This is a genomic window from Bacteroides difficilis (assembly GCF_048319815.1).
GTDB classification, from domain to species: Bacteria; Bacteroidota; Bacteroidia; order Bacteroidales; family Bacteroidaceae; genus Bacteroides; species Bacteroides zhangwenhongii.
Genome location: NZ_CP182814.1, coordinates 5,543,574 through 5,559,783 on the forward strand (window position 1 = coordinate 5,543,574; position 16,210 = coordinate 5,559,783).

The 16,210-nt window shown below is 38.8% G+C and carries 9 protein-coding genes; all 9 read right to left on the bottom strand.

Features of this window, described 5'->3' with window-relative positions; genetic code table 11:
- Positions 1–3: 3 nt before the first annotated feature.
- The 9 genes from ACNOGP_RS21780 to ACNOGP_RS21820 all read right to left on the bottom strand — a co-directional run bounded on the left by ACNOGP_RS21780 (position 4) and on the right by ACNOGP_RS21820 (position 16,131).
- A complete protein-coding gene (locus ACNOGP_RS21780) occupies positions 4–1,416 on the bottom strand; it encodes a sulfatase (RefSeq protein WP_418213718.1) in 1,413 nt (470 codons plus the stop codon).
- Positions 1,409–2,848 carry a sulfatase gene (locus tag ACNOGP_RS21785; protein WP_418213719.1) on the bottom strand — a complete coding sequence of 480 codons (1,440 nt, stop codon included), beginning with the start codon at positions 2,846–2,848 and terminating at the stop codon, positions 1,409–1,411. Before ACNOGP_RS21785 ends, ACNOGP_RS21780 begins: the two co-directional genes overlap by 8 nt.
- 14 nt (positions 2,849–2,862) lie before the next feature.
- The gene (locus ACNOGP_RS21790) at positions 2,863–4,431 is read right to left on the bottom strand and encodes a sulfatase (RefSeq protein WP_418213720.1); all 1,569 of its coding nucleotides are present in this window, start codon (positions 4,429–4,431) and stop codon (positions 2,863–2,865) included.
- 86 nt (positions 4,432–4,517) lie between these two features.
- The gene (locus ACNOGP_RS21795) at positions 4,518–6,866 is read right to left on the bottom strand and encodes an FISUMP domain-containing protein (RefSeq protein ID WP_418213721.1); all 2,349 of its coding nucleotides are present in this window, start codon (positions 6,864–6,866) and stop codon (positions 4,518–4,520) included.
- An 18-nt stretch (positions 6,867–6,884) separates the two neighbouring features.
- Positions 6,885–8,801, bottom strand: a complete 1,917-nt coding sequence (locus ACNOGP_RS21800) for a RagB/SusD family nutrient uptake outer membrane protein (protein ID WP_418213722.1) — start codon at positions 8,799–8,801, stop codon at positions 6,885–6,887.
- Positions 8,802–8,823: 22 nt separating this feature from the next.
- Positions 8,824–12,075 carry a SusC/RagA family TonB-linked outer membrane protein gene (locus ACNOGP_RS21805; protein ID WP_418213723.1) on the bottom strand — a complete coding sequence of 1,084 codons (3,252 nt, stop codon included), beginning with the start codon at positions 12,073–12,075 and terminating at the stop codon, positions 8,824–8,826.
- Complete coding sequence (locus ACNOGP_RS21810) at positions 12,075–13,235, bottom strand: MFS transporter (protein ID WP_418213724.1); 1,161 nt, start codon at positions 13,233–13,235, stop codon at positions 12,075–12,077. The genes ACNOGP_RS21805 and ACNOGP_RS21810 overlap by 1 nt, the downstream gene beginning before the upstream one ends.
- Before the next feature lie 24 nt (positions 13,236–13,259).
- Positions 13,260–14,363, bottom strand: a complete 1,104-nt coding sequence (locus ACNOGP_RS21815; RefSeq protein WP_418213725.1) for an ROK family protein — start codon at positions 14,361–14,363, stop codon at positions 13,260–13,262.
- Between the two features lie 37 nt (positions 14,364–14,400).
- Positions 14,401–16,131: a class I mannose-6-phosphate isomerase gene (locus ACNOGP_RS21820; RefSeq protein ID WP_418214789.1), complete on the bottom strand. Its 1,731-nt coding sequence runs from the start codon at positions 16,129–16,131 to the stop codon at positions 14,401–14,403.
- Between the last annotated feature and the right edge of the window lie 79 nt (positions 16,132–16,210).

A 16,210-nucleotide genomic window follows, 5' to 3' on the forward strand; every position in this document is an offset into this window, starting at 1 on the left:
ATCTTATTTTTTGATTCTATTTTGTCTTTCTTCTCTCTTTTTTTGAGCAACATACATATTATAGCCGGAACCACAATAGTCATTAGTTGCCTCCATCCAATTATGCATTTTATCACGCATATTCCAAAGGATTTTCCGATATTTAGGATCTTCAGCCAAATTATGCAAAGCAAATGGATCGTTTTCGTAATCGTACAATTCTTCCGGAGCACGCTTCAAATAAAACTCTTTTCTAGCACGAACACTATCAGCTTCTGCCCGACCAAACATACCCACATTGTTGTCTGCAACAAATTCAATGTTTCGTTGATGCTCCCATGCTCTCCATTCATTATAAATATAACCCCATTTCTGGCTATGATAAGCACGTTGTTCGGTGGGAACAAAATGTCCGCGATGGAACACTACATTGACATGATCCCGTTCCGGCTGTTTTTCACCGTTGAGTAATGGCAAGAATGAATATCCATCCATACCTTCCAGTTTTTTAGCATGCACCATATCCAAAATTGTAGGCATCATATCAATACCACTTAAAAAATGAGTTCTGTCCACAAACTTTTTTTTCCCCGGATACTTTATTAACAAAGGCGTCTTATGAGATTGCAGATAGCAACTTGCTTTTGCAAAAGGCAAAGCAGCACCATTATCTGAAGCAAATATGATAATTGTATTTTTATCTTTACCCAAAGAATCAACCACATAAAGCATTCTCCCTACAATATCATCCAATCGTTTTACTGAACTATAATAATGTGCTAATTCTCTTCGAGTCTCGGGTATATCCATCAAATAACCAGGGACATCCACTTCTTTTGGAGTGTAAATTCGTGACGGTTTGGGTACATTCTTATAATCCTTTGGTGTTCCATAAAAAGGTCGATGAGGATCAGCACAATTCGCCATTATAAAGAAAGGTTGATGTTGTTTTTCAGCGGCCTTTATACCTCTTACAATTAATTGTTCAAAAGCGGAAGCATCCCGTCCCATACCATCTACATGAGGCACACAGTCATCCCAATGCTCAGGAGATATAGGAGCATAATGATTTGCCTTCTCATATATAGCTGTATAATACCCGGCCTTTCTCATTTCACGCCCCAACATCAATTCATCATTAGATATAGGATTAAAACCTACGGCACCATTGCGATGAGGATAGCGCCCTGTCACCCAGCAAGAACGTGAAGGCTGACTTACCGAAGCCGTCACAAAAGCATTGTGAAACTGCACGGATTCCGAAGCAAGACGATCTATATTAGGAGATATGTCAGGTGTTGAATTACCCGTATATCCCAAAGATTCATAACCTAAATCATCAGCTGAAATAAAGATAATATTCAAACCTTTAGCTTTCTGTGCAGTTACAGTAGCTGAGATTGTCAGAAGTGTAAAAAAAGGTATATATTTATTCATGACAATTCTTATATTTTAAATTCGACTTCTTATTTTGTTCTTTTAGAGTGCTCAAATAAATATTATATCCTGAACAACAATAATCACAAGTAAACTCCATCCAGTCTTTCATTTTCGTACGCATATCAGATAATATCTCTTGACAACGAGGGTCATCCACCAAATTATGCAAGGCAAAAGGATCCTGTTCATAGTCGTATAGTTCTTCCGGCGCACGCCGCAAATAGAATTCTTTACGCTGACGTACGCTATCCGCTTGAGCACAACCAAAGATGCCAACATTGTTATCTGCTACAAAATTAATCTTTCGTTCATACTCCCATGCACGCCACTCATTATAAATATATCCCCACTTTTTATCATGATAAGCACGCTGTTCAGTAGGCATAAAATGTTCACGATGATATACCACATTCACATGGTCACGTTCCGGTTGAGATTTACCCTGCAATAAAGGATAGAATGAATATCCATCCATTCCTTGCACACTATCTGCATGAGCCATGTCAAGGATAGTAGGCATTATGTCAATTCCGCAAATAAAATGAGTAGTATCAACTGAAGCCGGTTTACCCGGATAACGAATCAGCAGCGGGGTCTTATGAGACTGTAAATAACAACTTCCTTTTGCAAAAGGAAGAGCGGCTCCGTTATCTGAGGCATAAATAATGATCGTATTTTCACGTTTTCCTAAAGAGTCTACAACATGAAGCATTCTTCCAACAATATCATCCATACGCTTAACAGAACTATAATAATGCGATAGTTCCTCACGTGTTTCAGGAATATCCATCAAATATCCAGGTACATCTACCTCCTTAGGCGTATAAACACGTGAAGGCTTAGGAGTATCTTTATAATCATTGGGAGTACCATAGAAAGGACGATGTGGGTCAGCACAATTAGCAATAATAAAAAAAGGACGATTCCTTTTAGTCGATTCTTTTATACTCTTTACAATAACTTTTTCAAATTCAGAAGCATCTCTACCATAATTAGGCAATTCGGCAACACAGTCATCCCATTGCTCTTCTGTTATCGGCGCAAAATGAGTACCCTTACCATACAAAGCCGTGAAATAACCTGCTTTTCGCATTTGTTTTCCCAACATAGGGTTTTCGTTACAGATTGGGTTAAACCCCACAGCTCCATTACGATGGGGATAGCGACCTGTAATCCAAGAAGAGCGAGATGGTTGACTTACAGATACAGTCACAAAGGCATTACGGAATTGCATTGACTCTGTAGCCAAACTGTCAATATTAGGAGAAATATCAGGAGTAGTATTACCTGTGAACCCCAATGACTCATAACCCAAATCATCAGCCGTAATAAACAAAATATTTAATTGTTCATTCTGTTTTGTGACGCAAGCGCCACAAAACAGTAAAGAAGTAATCCCCAAAAATCCATATTTAAATTGATTATTCATTCTGTTCCTCCTTATTATTCTATTGCATGAATCTCCTCTCTCTTTTTCTGCAATTCATAAAACAAACGTTCTTGTACTTTTTTGTATTTAGGATTATCATATACATTATTTACTTCAGTAGGATCCTTTTTCAAATCATACAATTCCCAATAATCAATATCTTTATCTTTTTGCTTACCTTCACCATACCAATGAATCAATTTATAACGGTTATCACGAATACCATAGTGTTTACGAGTTCTACCTACCGAAGGATAATCATAAAATTGATAATAGACGGATTTCCTCCAATCCACTTTCTCACCTTTAAGCAATGGAAGTAAAGAGGCACCTACCATTTCTTTGGGAACTTCCACACCAGCTATATTGAGAAGTGTGGGTGCATAGTCTATATTCTGAACCAACTCGTTACACTTCCCCCCCTTCTTTTTAACACTAGGATAAGCAATCAACAATGGGGTGCGGAATGCTTCTTCGTACATAAAGCGCTTGTCGTATAATCCGTGTTCACCATTGTAAAAGCCCTGATCAGAAGTATATACGATAATTGTATTGTTCATCAAATTATTGTTTTCCAGATAATCCAAGATACGACCTACCTGCACATCCACACTATGAATAGTACGAAGGTAATCTTTTATGTAACGCTGATACTTCCAACTTACAAGTTCCTTGCCCGTGGGACGACTAGCCAAAAATGCCTTATTTTTGCGGTCATATACTTCGTTCCATACCTTCAGTTGCTTTTCATTCATTGAATTCATAGCAATATAGAAACTGTTATGGATATATTTTAATGTAGGTTCATTCTGCAATTGGCGTACCTTCAAATCAAAAGCATAACCCAAATGATTAGCCACAGAAAGCTCATGTGTACGCATTTGATCACCACGTGTGTTATAATCATCAAAGAGGGTTGCTGGCTCAGGGAAAGTAATATCCTCGTAAAGATCAAGATATTGCAAATCGGGCATCCAATTGCGATGGGGTGCTTTGTGATGTACCATGATACAGAAAGGCTTATCTCTATCTCTTTGCACTAGCCACTCTATGGCATCATCAGTTATAAGATTGGTAGCATATCCCTCTTCACGTATAAACTCCCCATTACTTTCAGGAGTACGGAATACCGGATTGTAATATTCACCTTGGTCATTAAGAATTTTGTAAGTATCAAAACCCTTGGGTTCTACTTTCAGATGCCATTTTCCGAAGAGTGCGGTCTGGTAACCGGCTTGTTGTAGATATTCGGTAAAGAAATGCTTATCAGACTGCAAACCTCCATCCAAACGCGTCTGCCCGTGTTGGTGGCTGTAAAGTCCGGTCAACAGTGTGGCACGGCTTGGTGCAGAAATAGAGTTTTCTACAAAAGCACAGTTGAACAACAGACCGTTTTCAGCTATTCTGTCAAGATTAGGCGTAGGAGCTAATTTGGAAAGCGGATGCCCATATGCACTGATAGATTGAAAGGATTGGTCATCCACCATTATATACACAATATTCATACGGCCATCAGCCAGTTGAGCATTGGCAGCAGTAACTGACAAAGCCAAAAAAGAAGCCAATTTTACTTTATTTTTCATGATATATTTGTTTAAACCATCCTCAATCATATTCATGAATCAAAATACAGGAAATTCAGCCATATGATTGAGGATAACTACACTGTTTAATATTGTTTAACACAACGAACTTGCAATCTTGCTTGATTGGATTTTCCACTCCACCTCATCGCTTTATATGCACCATTTTGTTGCAATTGGAAAGCTATTACATCATTATCTCCAAAACGGTCTGAAGTCCAATAACATCCCATCTTTCCTTGTGGCCAAGTTCCTTTCGCAAAGCTATTATTCATCCATCCTCCCAAAGGCAATTTCAGAGCAGAATCCATCATATGCTGTTGTGTATTACTTATGCCTAAGAATGTGTTAATCTCAGCAATTCGGGTACAAATAGCCTCCCACTCCTTGACAGTAGGCAAACGATACCCCTCAGGACAAATGTTCCAATCACCTATCGGATTTATCCACTCAGCATCATAATCGCACCATCCGGTTGTCTCATCAAGCACATTTGCATTTTCACCATAAGACTTTCCGTATTGATAGTAATGTCCTACACAATCCATATTAGCCCCATTTGGTTCAAATATTCCCGGTTCATTGGAAGTTGCTCCGATATTTCTATCCAGCCAAATTTCCCCAGCTCCTATTTTACCATTCTTATCCACATCTACAAAAACAGAATAATAATCTATCCCATTATAATGAATTCGAGTACCAGCATAAAACGGAACCTCTTGAGTATACACCGTTTTCTTTTCAACATTGGTTATCTTTATACTCATACTGCCTAACTCTCTATTAGGAGTTCCAGACACAGGTATTTCCAAATATCCTGTTGTACTTGACAATGTTACATCACTAACACTTCCTGTAAGCGCACCTGAAACTTCAGCATCAAATGTTCCTGATCCATTTGCAAAAGGTATCCTTAATGTTATACTTACAAATTCATTCAACACGACCGGATTTCCATCAAATAAAATATCGTCAAAATCAAACTCAATAGGTTTTTCACCTGAAACCATTATAATACCTGAAACCGTTTTCATACTTTCATTTTCAGGCTCAAAAATCAGCATAAATGGAAAAGTTCCAGCAACAGGTTTTGTTCCGATTAACGGAATAGTAAATGTACCAGCATTATCTGCTAAAACAATAGGGTCAACTGGTATATTACACGTTATACCACTTGCCGTTCCATCAAGAACAGCCGTACATTTCACATTTCTTTGATATCCGTTTTCATATGAAACTTCTATACAAGCATCTGTGCCAAGAACAATATTTGCATAATACTCTCCTTGTACAGTACATCCATTTATAATAAGTTCAGCAGGGTAATCCACCACAACAATTACCTTCTGACTTAGCTCCAGTCCTTCTTCTGTAATAACGGAGATAGTAAGTTCATTCTCACCGGCAAGGAGTGGAGTTCCCTGCAGCAGCATCTCAAAAGTTCCCTCAACAGCACCTCCCTGAAGTTTGTAACTCTTTTCTTCGGCTGATATACCGTTAACTTCATTCACTCTCACTGTTATATTCCTTCCATATCCATTCTTATAAGGAACTATAAGTTTGGCATTAGACAACTCGCCTATCAAAGCATTCCGATATAATGCACCGGAAAGTTGCACTTCTGGAAGCAACTGCAATTCGGGAAATACATCTGTATTCTCCAATATCGTAATTCGAGCTTTGCCCACAACTGACATACCACCTGCAGAAAAAACTGTAATAGTCAAATCCACTTCACCATTTTCATTAGGAATACCAAATATAGGGATCTCCATAACACCTGCTTCTCCTTCGCTCAAACTAGCATAATCACCGTTCAATTTACGTACCTCTTTACCCGAAAGACCTACTTCTGACTCCACCTTCACCGTAGCACTTCGACCATAACCTTTCGTATATGGTATTTTCAACAACGTACTACCTTCTATATTGTCATAAATTTCTCCTTCACAAACAATATTATCAAAATCCACCCGATATAATTCAACCGGATCTGCTACCACCAAATTAGCACGTAAATTTACAGGAGCAGTACCTTCAGCTAAGATAGACACACATACTTCAATATTTCCCATATCTTTCGGAGCACCATATAAAGGAACCGCCACCGAAGCAGTATCACTACCCCCATGCAAATCCACAGTGGCACTACCTTTTATAATGTTGGCTGCACTGGTTACAGCAATTCTTGCCTTTCTACCATATCCATTACAATATTCAAATTTCAAAGATGCATTTCCACCAATTTCTTCATTGGCTTTCACTTCCCCCACAAGTGTAAACCTCATATTTTCAGTATCTATTGTACCATCTTCCAACAAGCGTTGCACAAAACTTACAGGAGGCAGAATATTTTTACGTTCTTCATTCTCACATGCCATAAACAAGCACGGGAGCAATAAAATACAAATAATTAATGATATATATTTTTTCATATTTATTTTTTTACAATTTTAATATCCAGGATTCTGAAAAAATCCTTCTTTATTTGTAGACAAATCCACTTGAGTAAGCGGTAATGGTAGCAACACATTATAATCACTTATACGTCCCATACCGTTTATCTGTTCTTTAATAGTACGCACGCCATCATATTTCTCCACCAATTCACCCCAACGAAGCAAATCATAACGACGATGCCCTTCAAAAGCCAATTCCAATAGTCTTTCCCTTTTCAACGCTTCCAAGTTAAATGCCTCACGAGTATATTCCAAGAACGGTTGTGGCTCCAATCCTTGCTGATATCCCGGTATACTGGCTGCCGGTGCTATTCCGGTTTCCCACAATTTAAGTTCATTTGCAGCATGATCTGATTCACCTTTTGCATTACCACGTTCCGCGCTCAATCTATCATTCTCTGCCAAAGCCAAGTCTTTTATACTTTGAGGAATGTTCGGATTATCCTTTACTGACAAATAATATTCATTAGCCTTTACAAATTCCGCATTCTTTTTTACATATTCCTCATACAACTCGTTCTTTCTAACTTTCAAATAAGCCAACCTTTCCGAAGAACTCATACCACCGCGAGCTCTACTTTCAATCTTTCGGATTTCCGCAAAAGTAGTTTCGCTTATTATGCCATCCTGCATCAATTCCGCTTCTGCACACATCAATACTACATCCGAATAGCGAAGAAACGGATAATTGGTAGGACGTTGATTAGGGTCAGCAAATTCAGACTGTTCAAATACAGTCTCTTTTTCCCTAAATTTCTGAATATTACACCAAGATGTATATCCTTGTTGTTCATATCCCAAACGGGGATCAAAGAATGTCCATTTATTCGTTGTCCCATTATACCAACTATAATTACAACTCCAATCACGGCGCACATCACCAGCACTATATGAATAATACATATCAGGCACATACAAAACATTATAACGTCCAGAGCCAGATAATTTATCATAATTGGCAGAGGGCCTGCATATTACTCCCGCATGTTTTGCCCAAGCACTTCCCGCTTTATCTGAATTAAATTGAATTTGCCAAATAAGTTCAGAATTCGTATTTTTATTGAATGTCAACGACAGGAATATATCTTCATAACTACCACTGCTTATATCTACAGAGCCAATCAAAGGAAATAATGCCTCCTCTGTCAACTGATAGAGTTGTTCAGATGTATATTCTGTATAACTCTGATACCCCAATGTTTCTCTGCCAATAGTAGCTAGCACAGCATCCACTTTACCATTCTCCATATGTCCTGCCAAAGTGAGATATACTTTTCCCAATAATGCACGGGCAGCTGTACGATTAGTACGAGTAAAGTCAGCAACTCTCATATCCGGTAAGCGTCCTTCTTCAGAAGCGATCTTTAAATCATTAATAATGGCAGTATATACCTCACCTACCGAAGCACGTGGAAGGCTGTTGTCCATCTCATTAAATTCATCCAATATTAAAGGTACAGGTCCCAAAGTCTGAACCAATCTGAAATAACATAGTGCACGCATAAACAAACATTCTCCCTTCACTTCCTCTTTTTCAGCTGTAGTCATATCTGGAATTTCATCCACTCGTTTCAACACAGTATTAAAACGACTAATAACTTCATAATGTACATTGTACCATGTATTAATTATAGGAGCTGTAGAAGCAAACAAATAACGATGATAACCATAACTATCAGCAACATTCTGCGTACATACAGCATCTGTTCCCCATTCACCAAGCCATGCTGCCCATTTATCGACATATAAATCGGCAAAACGCCCATATCCACCCAATAAAGCAGTCCGCAAGGATTTCTTGTTCACAAAGAAATTATCCTCCACAAATCTATCCACTGGCTCTTCTTTAAGCCAATCAGTACAACCTACTAGGATAGAAGATACTAATATAAAGAATAAATATTTTTTCATCAGAATTCTTTTAGTCAGTTACTTAAAATGATAGTTTAATCCCACCTGAGATGATTCGAGATTTAGGATAAGCCCAGTTATCCAATCCGGGACAAAGATATTTAGCAGCGCCCGTAGACATATTTACTTCAGGATCATACCCTTTGTAGTCAGACCATACAAATAGATTCTTACCAGTTACAAAAACTGTTGCCGATTTCATCATCGCTTTCTTAAGCCATTTTTTAGGCAAATTGAAAGAGAGAGTAATGTCACTTAATCTCAAGAAAGAGCCATCTTCCAAATAAATATCATATATCGTATCATCATTGCCCTGTCCATGCATACATGATAATATATCATTTGTAGGATTTCCTTCCCACAACAATTCACCTCTATGGTCAGGTGAATTAGGGTCATAATGATACAACGTGGGGAACCACCTGTTTGCAGTTGCCGCAAACTGATTTCGCTGGCTTATATCCGTTTCCAAAATACGCCCTGCCTTATTATAAATTTTATTGCCTACATTATAAGTAAAAGCCACATCCAAAGTCAGCCATTTATAACGGAAGGAAGTTGAAAAACCACCTACGAAATTTGGTTCACCTTGTCCCAAAATAACTCTATCATCTGCATTAATAATTCCGTCATACTTTCCTTCCGCATTCGGTTGATCTTTTATTTTACGATATCCCGGTTTTAAACGGTCATATTGTGCCTTCGACAAGTCCCCAGCTTGCGGTCCTATTCCGGATGCCACATGTTCATTAAAACTTGCCAACGCTGCATCCAATTCTGCTTGTGTCTGCCAAATACCTTGTGTCTGATAACCATACCAATTGGCAAGAGGCAATCCTTCTTTTAAATAGTAATTTCCAGCACCAACAGTATTGATTTCCCATCCTCTTTCTCCAATTTCTATCAATTTAGACTTATTCTTGGAAATGTTGAAATCAAATGTCCAGTTTACATTTCTTTTCTTTATGATATTAGCAGAGAAAGCCAACTCCATACCTTGATTTTGTATCTCTCCTAGATTTTGTATCTGAGAACCAAAGCCTGAATAAGTAGCCACCGGTACACTATATAATAAGTCTCTTGTTTTTCTGCGATAGAAATCAAAAGTTACCATAACACGATTGTTTAACACGCCCATGTCGTAACCTATATTCACTTCAGAGGTAGTCTCCCATTTCAAATTATCATTTGGCAAGTTCTGACGATAAGAAATCATTTCCAAATTTTCACCATTACCTGTATAAAAGCCAGTGCCGATATTAGCCAATGTAGTATAATTACCAATGGCTCTCTTTCCTGATTCTCCCCAACTTAATCGTAATTTCATGTTCGAAATGACTTTCACATGCTTTAACCACTCTTCTTGATTGATTCTCCATGCAAAAGCTGCTGACGGGAAATAACCCCACTTATTATTTTTAGAGAAATTAGATGCACCATCTGCTCTCATAGTTGCTTTGAACAAATATTTATCAGCCCAATCATAAGTAATACGTCCATAAAAAGAAGCCAACGAACTTTGTACATAAGTCGAAGTTGGAATTTGCGGTTCAGTCCCTTTACCAAGACCTTCCTCTTTCAAATTTTCCAAGCCAAAATTCCGATTTTCAATTTTTACCATTTTGCTCCAAGATCTGTCCAATGTATTACCTATCACAGCTCCCAATTTATGTTTGCCCCACTTATTATCATAACGCACTACATTCTCATTAAAAATCTTTTCACTCTCATTTATCGTCTTAATGGCACGCCCATTATAATCCCACCCTTGTTGTACGTTAGATGGATAATATTCATCTCGCAAAGAACCTGACTTAGTATATCCCAAAGTAATTGTCCCAGACAAATGTTTATTAATCTTAATGTCAATATTATTATTAGTCATAAAATTGTAGGTAGATGTCTTATCTACAATTAAATCAGCCTGCTGTATAGGATTGACAACACGACCGGGAACTTCATTTGGCAATAAGAATTGATCATCGCTTGGATCATAGTCCGCAGGCTTTGTAGGAGCTAACGTAAGCATCTGCTGAATGTTACCGCTAATACCATTATTAAATTTTCTTACAAAAGAAGTATTCGTTTTAAAACGAACATACTTACCTATTTCTTGATTAAAATTTAGACGTCCAGAATATGTTTCAGAATTAGTATTCCTCAAAATACCTTCATTATTCAAATAGTATAACATAACAGAATAAGTATTTCTGGCGCCACCACCTCGAACTGTTAATCTATAATCTTGTAATAAAGCGGAAGAAAGCATTTCATCCTGCCAATCAGTATTTACAGCATCATTTGCCGCATAGCGTTCAAAATTGTCAAATGCATAATATGTACCATTACCTTTTTGATAAATATTACCTTCCGGATCAATAAATAAATCAAGACCTGTATATCCTAAAGATTCATACAACCCCGGAGTATATTTTTGATAAGTGAATTGTTGGAAATATTTCTGCTTCGCAAAATTATAAGAATCCAATAAATCCAATTTCTTAGAACTCGATTGCACTCCTACTGTAGCACTAAAATCCACACTTGTAGAGTTTTTCTTTCCTTGCTTGGTAGTCACAATAATCACACCATTAGCCCCACGTGCTCCATATATTGCTGTAGAAGAAGCATCTTTTAGAATATCAATAGATTCCACATCGTTCGGATTCACACTTTCACTATTTCCGGGAAGTCCGTCTATAATCCAAAGAGGTTCACTGTTGCCCGAAAGTGAAGTATTACCGCGGATATTAATATCAAATCCACCCATCGGACCACCTTCTGATGATGAAATTCTCACTCCACCTATTTTCCCTTGCAAAGCATCCATCATATTCGTCACGACCCGTTTTTCTGTAACATCGGAAGAGACAGAAGCAACTGCTCCCGTAATATCAGCCTTACGCTGTGTTCCATACCCAATAGCCACCACTTCATCAAGTTGAGTCGCGTCTTCCTGCATCACCACTTTTAATGTAGAAGGTAGTTCGCGATTCAAAGATATTCTTTTCCGCTTATATCCTATGAATGTAAAATCTAATACTTTAGCGCCAGCTGGCACCTTTATAGTAAATGTTCCATTTACCGCTGTAGATGTTCCAACAGAAGTTCCAGGTACTACCACTGTAACTCCTGCCATAGGCTCTTGATTATCATCGCACACAACCCCCTTTACGGTCCGGGTTTGTGCTACCACATTCTGTGCAAAAATCATGGACATAAAAAGCCAGACAACATGCAACCATTTCACTTTCTCAATCATACTTGTCTTCATTATTTAATATTAGAAATAAAATTAACTCTCCACGCACAAAAAACCAGATAAGAGACACTCGCACCTATTACTAATAAAGAGCCTTTCTGACTACCCAGTATATCGGTCATCAATCCCATGAGGGGAGGAATAACTGCTCCACCGAACACCCCTGTAATCATAAGACCTGAAACCTCGTCCACCTTAGCAGGAACTTTCTGCATCGCAACAGAGTAAATAATGGGGAAAATACTAGAACAAGTAAATCCAATAACTCCAACCAAAGTCAAAATCAGATATTCATCACCAACAAAAAATAAGGTTAACAAGCCCATAGCAGCTATAACTACATTGATTAAATAAAATTTCCCTTCTGAAATTTTAGCTAATAACATGGCTCCAATAAATGCACCGATTGTTCTACAAAAGAAATAAACACTCGCCCCCAGCCCCGCAGTATCCACGGATAGAGAGCAACGCTCTATCAATAATTTAGGGGTTACAGTATTCATGCCGACATCCACGCCTACAACAAAAACAATGCCTAAAAAAAGTAACAATATATCTTTGTCTTTCAGCAATACAAACGTACTTTTTATGGTAGCATCTGTTTCCTTTTGTTTCTCTTCAGTTATTTGAGTCTTCCAAAGCCACAAAGAAGAAACTAATGTGATACATGCAAAAATAGGAAATAGATATTTCCAATTACCAAAATAATGAACGGCAAACATTGCTATGAAAGGACCGCTAAAAGAGGATACAGCTTTGACAACCTGCCCAGCCGTTAATGAACTAGTAAGCGCCTGACCTTTTACAACATTCGTGAGAAGAGGATTTAAACTTACTTGCAAAATTGTATTACCAAATCCCAAAAATAAGAAAGCAATCATGCAAGTAATAAAATTATAGGACACAAAGGGAATTATCATTCCTATAAAAGTAACAATATTTCCGACCTGTACAACTCTTTTTCTTCCCCATTTTGACATCAATGTCGCTATTGGAATGGAGAATAACAAGAACCAAATGAAAACCATTGAAGGAATAAAGCCCGCCAATGTCTCACTCAGTCCAAAATCCTCTTTTACATAGCTAGTTGAAATTCCTACTACATCACAGAATCCCATTATAAAAAATCCAAAAAGTACAGGTAAAATCTTTAAAATGTGTTTTTCTTTCATAATTCAACATATTTCATTAAAGTTTCACTCCACATTATCCAATTGCGACAAAGCAAAAGTATAGGCTCCTAGTGCCACTGACTTACTTGTTCCCAAAGAAGAAACAGTAATACCTATCTTTTTATGACAACTATATGATACTAATTTTTCCGAAAATGGGATCTTCACCATTTTATCTTTTTCTACTAAAAAACCATCCATACCTTCTTTTTCCGTCAGGTCAATGACCTCCATCTGTAAACAAGAAAATGATGTTCCGGAAAATGTTCCAATCCGACGGTTCATTTCATTCATGATTCCCGGAAGTATGTATTTAGCCGCTCCGGCCACTCCTCCGCCAATCACCACCAGACCGTCTACAATATTCAATGCACGGATAATGGCATCACCCGCCATTTCTCCCAATTCATTGAAACTCCGGACAGCAGCCTGGCGGTCTCCCTCTGCCGTTCCTTCGGCAATATCAAAAATATCTTTGGGAGTCAAAGAAGAAGCATCCTTTCCGGTCAGTTCCTGATATACTCGTCTGACGGCCCTGATACTGACACTTTCTTCCGCAATCATTTCGGGATATTTCTTGTTCCGCATAATCCAGACGTCACCGCCGCAACCGTTATCTCCGGTCAGTAACCGATTGTCAATCACCACTCCGGCACCAAATCCCGTACCCAGTGTTATTCCGAGCAGATTTTTATATACCTTACTGCTGCCTGCTTCTTTCAGACGCTTATTTACTTCGGGTAAAGTGCCCGCCAAAGCTTCACCATAGGCGAACAAATTACCGTCATTATTAATAAAAACCGGAATACCAAATTGCTCTTTCAAATAAGGTCCGAGTGCCACTCCTCCCCTGAAAGCCGGGAAGTTAGGCAAATCACCAATAATTCCATGCTCATAGTCAGCAGGCCCGGGGAAAGCAAAACTGATAGCTACCGGAAGTTTAGGCAATCGTTTTTCAACTTCCAGGAAGCCTTCTACAAGAACAGACAAGCAACGCTCTAAGTCGTCGGACGCTGCCGGAAGGCAAATAGGTTCCACTATTTCGCGACAGCCCTGTATGACTGAAAACACAAAATTAGTGCCTCCCGCATCAAGCGTCATTACGATTCGTTCATCATGTTCGTACATAGGTTTCAAGATATTAGATTAATGAATTATTTCATTATTAAAAGCGTACGTAGGCTTTTATCGTTACACATTCTTTTCCTGCCGATTTACCATACGGGGCAATGGTATATTCTTTCACTCCGGCAGGAATGATAAATGTTTCCGCATAATGCACCACGAAAGGTTCAAAGGCGTGAGTAGGACTCTCAACGACGGCCTCTTCTCCCTCCAGCAGATTCAGCACATTTACACTGTCGTTTGTGTGATGCAGCACCGGTGACGAGAAACGGTGACGGCGGGTTTCGATAAATTCATTCGGATGCAATCCGGTACGTTCCTCAATCCACCCATCTCCGGAAGCCACTTCTTTAAACTGGTTGCGAAGATGTTCATTTACATATTCCGTATCCCGGTTCCAGTTGATTACGCATTTACCACGTTCCACATTGATTGGGCGTGGTTTTCCGTCCAGTCCCAGACGTTGCCAGTCCCATAGTTTGAAAGTAAAGAGGTTCGGAGTCGAACTTATTTCAAGCACCATACTATTCGCACCGGAACAATGAATCGTCCCTCCCGGAATCAGGAAGTGATCGTGTTTCTTTGTCGGAATCTTGTTGACATACTTTTCTGCGTCGAACACCAATTCACCTTTTTGTGCCTTACGCAAATCGTCGATCATCGCTTCTTTATCAACACCCGTTTTCACTCCCAGATAAACTACGGCATCTTCTTCCGCGTCTACCATGTAGTAGCTTTCATCCTGTGTATAGTACATACCGAAACTATCACGGATAAATTGAGTGGTAGGATGTACCTGCAAACTCAAATTACCTCCACCTATCGTATCCAAAAAGTCGAAACGGATGGGGAAGTCTTTTCCAAAGCGTGCTTCCACCGGTTCGCCAAGCAACTCTTTACTTTTCAGCAAAACCAAATCGACCGAAGGAAGTTCGAAGCGCACTCCGTTCACCTCAAAATAGAGGCTGTTTTCTTCGGGCACACAGTCAAAGCACCAACCAAAATTTTCGCGTTCACGATCCAAATCGCAAACTTCTTTCATCCATTGACCACCCCAGGGAGCCGGATCGAAGAAAGGAACTACCCGGAACGGCGTGTTCACCGTTGCCTCTACCCCTTTAAAGAAAGTATCCTTATCAATCATCTTCGGTGTTCCGGCCACATGGGTGTCAATCCAGAATTCTACCCTGTCAAACAATCTTTCCTTATACCTATCACATACTCTCCAATCATTGAAATAGCCTCTCTTGTATTGCAAAGAAACGGCATCTTTCCGATTGTCTATCCCTAAAGCTTTTACCTCATGCCGACGGAAACGTTGTTGAATTTCCCAACGTGCCATATCCGCATATACAATCATCGCATCCTGCGGAGCCACCATGGCAGCTCCCGTACCTATTATTACAATAGTATCCTCCGCTTCACTAATTTGCTTTTGCGCAGCAGCTAATTTATCCGCATCAAAATAATCTTCCAGCTTCAAATTGGTCACATAGCCAAACAACACATCTTCCGTCATGAAGCGTTCCGTCAAAGTTTGGATCTCTTGTTCCGGTTTCATCAAATCACGTACATTCATCACCTTTCCGGAGAATTCTTTTGAAAAAGCATCCAGCACTTCTTCTTCATATACTCCAGTATATAAATCCACTGCCAGCACTTTTCTTGCATCCATTTGCTTTTTTAACACAGAAATGATAGCATCCCAACCCTGAACAAGCATCCCCGACATTTTTGTTGAAGGATATTTATCATAATTAGCCTTCCTTATATTCATCTTCATTTTTAAGAATTTATATGTTCATACATAGTTTATTTTGTGCAAATATAAAGATTTTATTTTTATTCCA